We start from the raw sequence: 4,828 nt of genomic DNA, 5'->3' as shown, positions 1-4,828 counted from the left end.
CTGTTCGCCGGCTTCGCGACCCTCAACGGCCCCACCGCCCAGGCGGCGCTGACGGGGGTGGGGAGCGCCGCCTGGGCGGTGGGGCCGTTGAGGGTCGCGAAGCCGGCGAACAGGCTGGTGAGCGCCACGAGGAGACCCAGGCGTCGACGCGCGTAGACACCGCGCCGCGCGAGAGCACTGCGTATCCGGGACATAGGGAACTCCCTAGGGTGTGGGGGTGTTTGGCCGCTGGAACCGTCGGCCATCCTTCTGCTGGGACGTTTCTGCCGGACGAGCGGCAGGTAACAGGTTGGCGACATGGACACGTCATGTCTAGGGGTCGGACCGCACCGGATCCGCGCCTCCGTGCGCCGGGGACGGACCGCGCGCCACGGTCATCCCCCGCACCCGCCGGTGCGGCGTGCTCCTCCCGCCCGGCCGGGGCGGCTCCACTCCCCCGCGGGCCGGCGCGGGGGACCCGCCCTCACAGGGCGCGCAGCCCGCGGATCACCTCGCGCAGCAGGTCCGCGTCGGGCCGCTCGGCGACGGCCGGTGGCGGGTCCACCCGGGCGAGCCCGGCGTCGACCAGGTCGCCGAGCACCACGCGCACCACGGTGACCGGGAGGTCGGCGTCGGCCGCCAGCTCCACCAGGGGCAGCGGCCCCTGACGGCGCAGCAGCTCCAGCAGTGAGGCGCGCGCGTGGTCGACCAGCCCGTGCGCCCGCGGGCCCGTGGGCTCGTCCAGGGCCCGGACCCGGTCCATCAACGTGAAGGAGCGCTCCGTGTCGGGGCGGGTACGGCCCCCGGTCACGGTGTACGGACGGACGATCGGGCCGGACTCCTCGTCGTACCAGCGGTCCTCGCCGCCCTCGGCGCGCCGGGTCACTCCTCGCCCGGCTCGTCCGCCGCGCGGGCGGGAGTGGCCAGGTGCCGTCCGGTGCGCTTGACGAGCAGGCCCATCTCGTAGGCCAGTTGCCCGACGTCCGCACCCGAGGCGCACAGGACCGCCAGGCAACTGCCCTCGCCGGCCGGGGTGACGAACAGGTAGGCGTCGTCCAGCATCACCATGACCTGGCGGACCCCGCCCACCGCGAACGACCGGCCGGCCGACTTGGCCAGGCCGTTGAACCCGGAGCACACCGCGGCCAGATGGTCGACGTCCTTGCCGGTCAGCCCCTTGGACGAGGCCGTCGCCAGCCCGTCGCCGGACAACAGCACGGCCTGGCGCACGTGATCCGTGCGGTCCACCAGGTCGTCCAGCAGCCAGTCGAGGCCCTCGGCGGCCCCGGCGTCCTCGGGATGTGCCGTGCCGGACGGCTCGGCGTCTGTCATGTCGCTGCCCCTCCTTCTCCCGCACCGTCGCGTCCCCGGTCCAGCCCTCGCTGGAAGGCCCCGAAGATCGCCCCCATCTGCTCCGGCGACAGGCCGGCGCCGGACACCTCGCGCCCGGCCCCCGGATCGTTCGCCCCGGCGCGCAACTGCGGGGCCAGGTTCGCCTGGCGCACCCGTGTGGGCAGCGCCGGCGCCGCGCCGGTCCCGGGTGCCGTGGGCACGGCCGGGGCCGGCCCGGGCACCGCCCCGGTGGCCGGCTCACGCCTGCGCCGCGGCAGCGGGCCGGTCGGCTCCGCCGCGGCCCCGTCGCCCGGCGCGCTCCCCGCGGTCACCGCCCGGGCCCCGGCGGCGGTCGCCACGGGCCCCGGCCCCGGCCCGGACTCGGTACCCGGCCCGGCGGTGACCGGCGCCAGCACCGGCCCCGGCAGGAAGACCACCGCCGTGGTGCCGCCGAACGGGGAGCGGGTGAGCGTCACTTCGACGCCGTGCCGGTGGGCGAGGCGGCCGACGACGTACAGGCCGAGCCGTTCGCTGCGCGCCGGGTCGAAGTCCTCCGCGTGCCGGAGGGTGGCGTTGGCCTGTTCGAGTTCGTCGGCGTCCATGCCGAGGCCGCGGTCGTCGATCTCCAGGGCGAAGCCGTGCGCGGCCTCGCCGACCCGCATGGTCACCTGGGTGCGCGGCGGGGAGAACACCGTGGCGTTCTCGACCAGTTCGGCGATGAGGTGGATCAGGTCGACCACGGCCTCGCCGACCACGCCGACCTCCGGCATGGGCGGCACGACCACGCGGGCGTACTCCTCGACCTCCCCGACCGCCGCGCCGACGACGTCGACGATCGGCACCGGCTTGCGCCAGACGCGTCCCGGCGCGGCCCCGGAGAGGATGATCAGGCCCTCGGCGTGGCGGCGCATGCGGGTGGTGAGGTGGTCGATGCGGAACAGCTCGGCGAGCGCGTCGGGGTCGGAGGTGCGCCGTTCGAGGGTGTCGACGAGCTTCAGCTGGCGGTGCACCAGCGCCTGGTTGCGGCGGGCGATGTTGAGGAACAGCGCCGACATCGCGCGCCGCAGGTCGGCCTGCCGGACGGCCGCCTCGACCGCGGCCCGGCGCGCCGCGTTCAGCGCGCGGCCGACCTGCCCGATCTCGTCCGGGCCCGCTCCGTCGCAGCCGTCGTCCTCCGGCCGCCCGAAGGCGAGCGGCGGCGCCTCTGCGGCCACGTCGACCTGCTCGCCCGCGCCCAGCCGCCGGGTCACCTCGGGGAGCTGGCGCACCGCCAGGGTGTCCGCGGCGTCCCGCAGTTCCTCCAGCCGCCGGGTGATCCGGCGCCCGGTGTGGACGGAGAACCAGAGGGACAGCCCCACGCCGAGCAGTCCCGCGCCGCCCGCGGCACCCGCGTACAGCAGCTCGCGCCGGGCGAAGTCCCGGCCGCGGGCGGCGGCGTTCTTCGCCGCGTCGGTGCACAGCAGCATGTACCTGCGGACGGCGTCGTCCATGGTCCGCCGCCACGACGCGCTCACCAGCACCTTGCCGGTGCCGGTCGCGCCGGCCCGGAGCAGGGCGTCCTCGCCCTCGACCAGGGACCGGTAGAGCGGCCCGCGCTCGAACTCGCGGAAGAGGGCGCGCGAGTCGGCGGGCAGGGCCGGTACGTAGGTGCGCTGGAAGACCCGGCGGTCCTCGATCGTGGCGGCCAAGCGGCGGAACCGATCGGTGGTGAAGCCGCCCGCGACCCGCCCTCCGGTCACCAGCGCGTCCTCGTGGGAGACGAACTCGCGCACCCGGACGAGCCCGGCGACGTTCTGCGCCTCGCGGGCCAGCTGCCCGTTCTGCAGGGCGGTCAGGCCGGTCTGCACCTCGAAGGTGGGCAGGACGACGTCGGTGTAGCGGTCCACGGCGCGCGCCCAGTCGATCCGCCCGGCGATGACGTCGCGGCGCAGCGCGGGCAGCCGGTCCACGGCGGCGAGCGCCCGGGTGAGCACCCGGCTCTGGCCGGCGCTGAGGTCCCCGCGCTCGCCCCGGTCGCCGATCGCCGCGCGCATCGCGGCGATCACCTCGTCGGTGTGCCGCTGCTGCCCGGTGAGGTCGGCCAGCGCGCTGCGGCTGCTCCCTGAGGCCAGGTACGCGGCGGACAGCCGCCGTTCGACCTGGATCTGGCCGACGGTGGTGTCGACCGGGGTGCCGTAGTGGACGTAGACGGCCTGCAGCCGGATGAGGTCGCGCAGTTCGCCGGTCACCGAGACCACGGCGAAGGTCCACAGCGAGACGAGGACGACGACGGGGATCAGCACCAGGGCGAGGATCCGGGTGCGGATCGTGCGGCTGCCGGGACGGCGACGCATGCACTCTCCAGGCTGCTCGGACGGTGGACAGCCGGATCCCGCCGCGCCGGGACACGCTACGCGCCCGTACGACTACGTTCCGCTCGGCGGAACCGGTTGCGCAGTACCGTAGCGACGGCCCCTACCGGTGAGTAGCCGGTGGGACGAATCGTGAAGTGCAAGCGCTGTGCCATGGCTCACAGTTGCCGCGGATTGTGGGCCTTTGGGGCACTCGTCCCCACCGCGGGAGCCTGCCTCGCAGCCGCCCGCGACCCTCAGGAGCCCCCGGCCCCCGACGGCACGGCGGAGCCGCCGCCGAACTCGCCCACCGCGTCCCGGACGATCGCGTCCAGCCGGGCGTGGTGCGCGCCGCGCCAGTACGGGCGCTCGCAGACGACGCACTGCGCGAACACGTCGTAGCTGCGCCGGGTGCCGTGCTCCAGCTTCTCCCACACGGCGTCCTTGTCGGCCTCCTGCAACGGCCCGTTGCACGCCGTGCAGCGCGTCCAGGGCGCCAGGACGGGGGCGAACCGGCCGAGCACGTCACGCAGTTGCTCGTCGGGCTGGTCGCTGTAGACATAGGCGCCCGCCCACAGTTCCCGGCGGCGCAGCAGGCCGCGGTCCCGCGAGAGCATCACCCGCCGTTCGGCGGCCGACCGGGCGGCCAGGGCGGGGTCGCCGATGTCCTCGCTCTCGTACGCGGCGTCGACCCCCAGCAGCCGCAACCGCCGGGCGAGCGTGCCCAGGTGCACGTCGAGCAGGAAGCGCAGCGGCGCCCCCGGCACGGCCTGCGGCCGGGTGACGGGCTCGACCTCGACGTGCACGCCGGCGACCGGGACGTACGAGACGGGGACCTCACGGCCGTCCGCCAGCAGCCGGCCGACCTCGGTGAGCGGGACGCCGAGCGACTCCACGACGTGCCCCAGCGTGGACACCCCGTCGGTGACGACGGTGGTCCGCCCCTCCCGTCGTGGCGCCGCGGCGAAGAGCCGCAGCGCGGAGTCGAAGCTGATGCCGATCTCGGGTCCGTTCACACCGCTCACCCGGCCAGGATGTCACCTCGGCGGCGCGGGGCACACGGGGTTTCCCCGGGACGCATCACGTCGCGCCGTGCGCGATCAGGCTCCGGGCGCGGTCCGCGGGTGCGGCCTGCTGTTGTGTGCGGGTGCGTTGCGCCTGCGGCGGGCGTCCACCCGCCCGCCCTC

General features: G+C 75.6%; 4 protein-coding genes and 1 pseudogene. All 5 read right to left on the bottom strand.

The window, feature by feature from the left end:
• Positions 1-194: pseudogene (locus PV350_RS44530) on the bottom strand (hypothetical protein); the annotation flags it as partial.
• 269 nt (positions 195-463) lie between these two features.
• The gene (locus PV350_RS44525; protein ID WP_500339057.1) at positions 464-865 is read right to left on the bottom strand and encodes a DUF742 domain-containing protein; all 402 of its coding nucleotides are present in this window, start codon (positions 863-865) and stop codon (positions 464-466) included.
• Positions 862-1,311, bottom strand: coding sequence for a roadblock/LC7 domain-containing protein (locus tag PV350_RS44520; RefSeq protein ID WP_499511662.1), 450 nt, complete (start codon positions 1,309-1,311; stop codon positions 862-864). The genes PV350_RS44525 and PV350_RS44520 overlap by 4 nt, the downstream gene beginning before the upstream one ends.
• Positions 1,308-3,644, bottom strand: a complete 2,337-nt coding sequence (locus tag PV350_RS44515) for a sensor histidine kinase (protein ID WP_500339056.1) — start codon at positions 3,642-3,644, stop codon at positions 1,308-1,310. The genes PV350_RS44520 and PV350_RS44515 overlap by 4 nt, the downstream gene beginning before the upstream one ends.
• Positions 3,645-3,898: 254 nt before the next feature.
• Positions 3,899-4,657, bottom strand: coding sequence for a Mut7-C RNAse domain-containing protein (locus PV350_RS44510; protein ID WP_500339058.1), 759 nt, complete (start codon positions 4,655-4,657; stop codon positions 3,899-3,901).
• Between the last annotated feature and the right edge of the window lie 171 nt (positions 4,658-4,828).

This window comes from Streptomyces sp. PA03-6a, assembly GCF_033792765.1.
Lineage (GTDB): Bacteria > Actinomycetota > Actinomycetes > Streptomycetales > Streptomycetaceae > Actinacidiphila.
The sequence above is the reverse complement of the archived record's forward strand: the minus strand, read 5'-3'. Positions and strand labels throughout refer to the sequence as shown.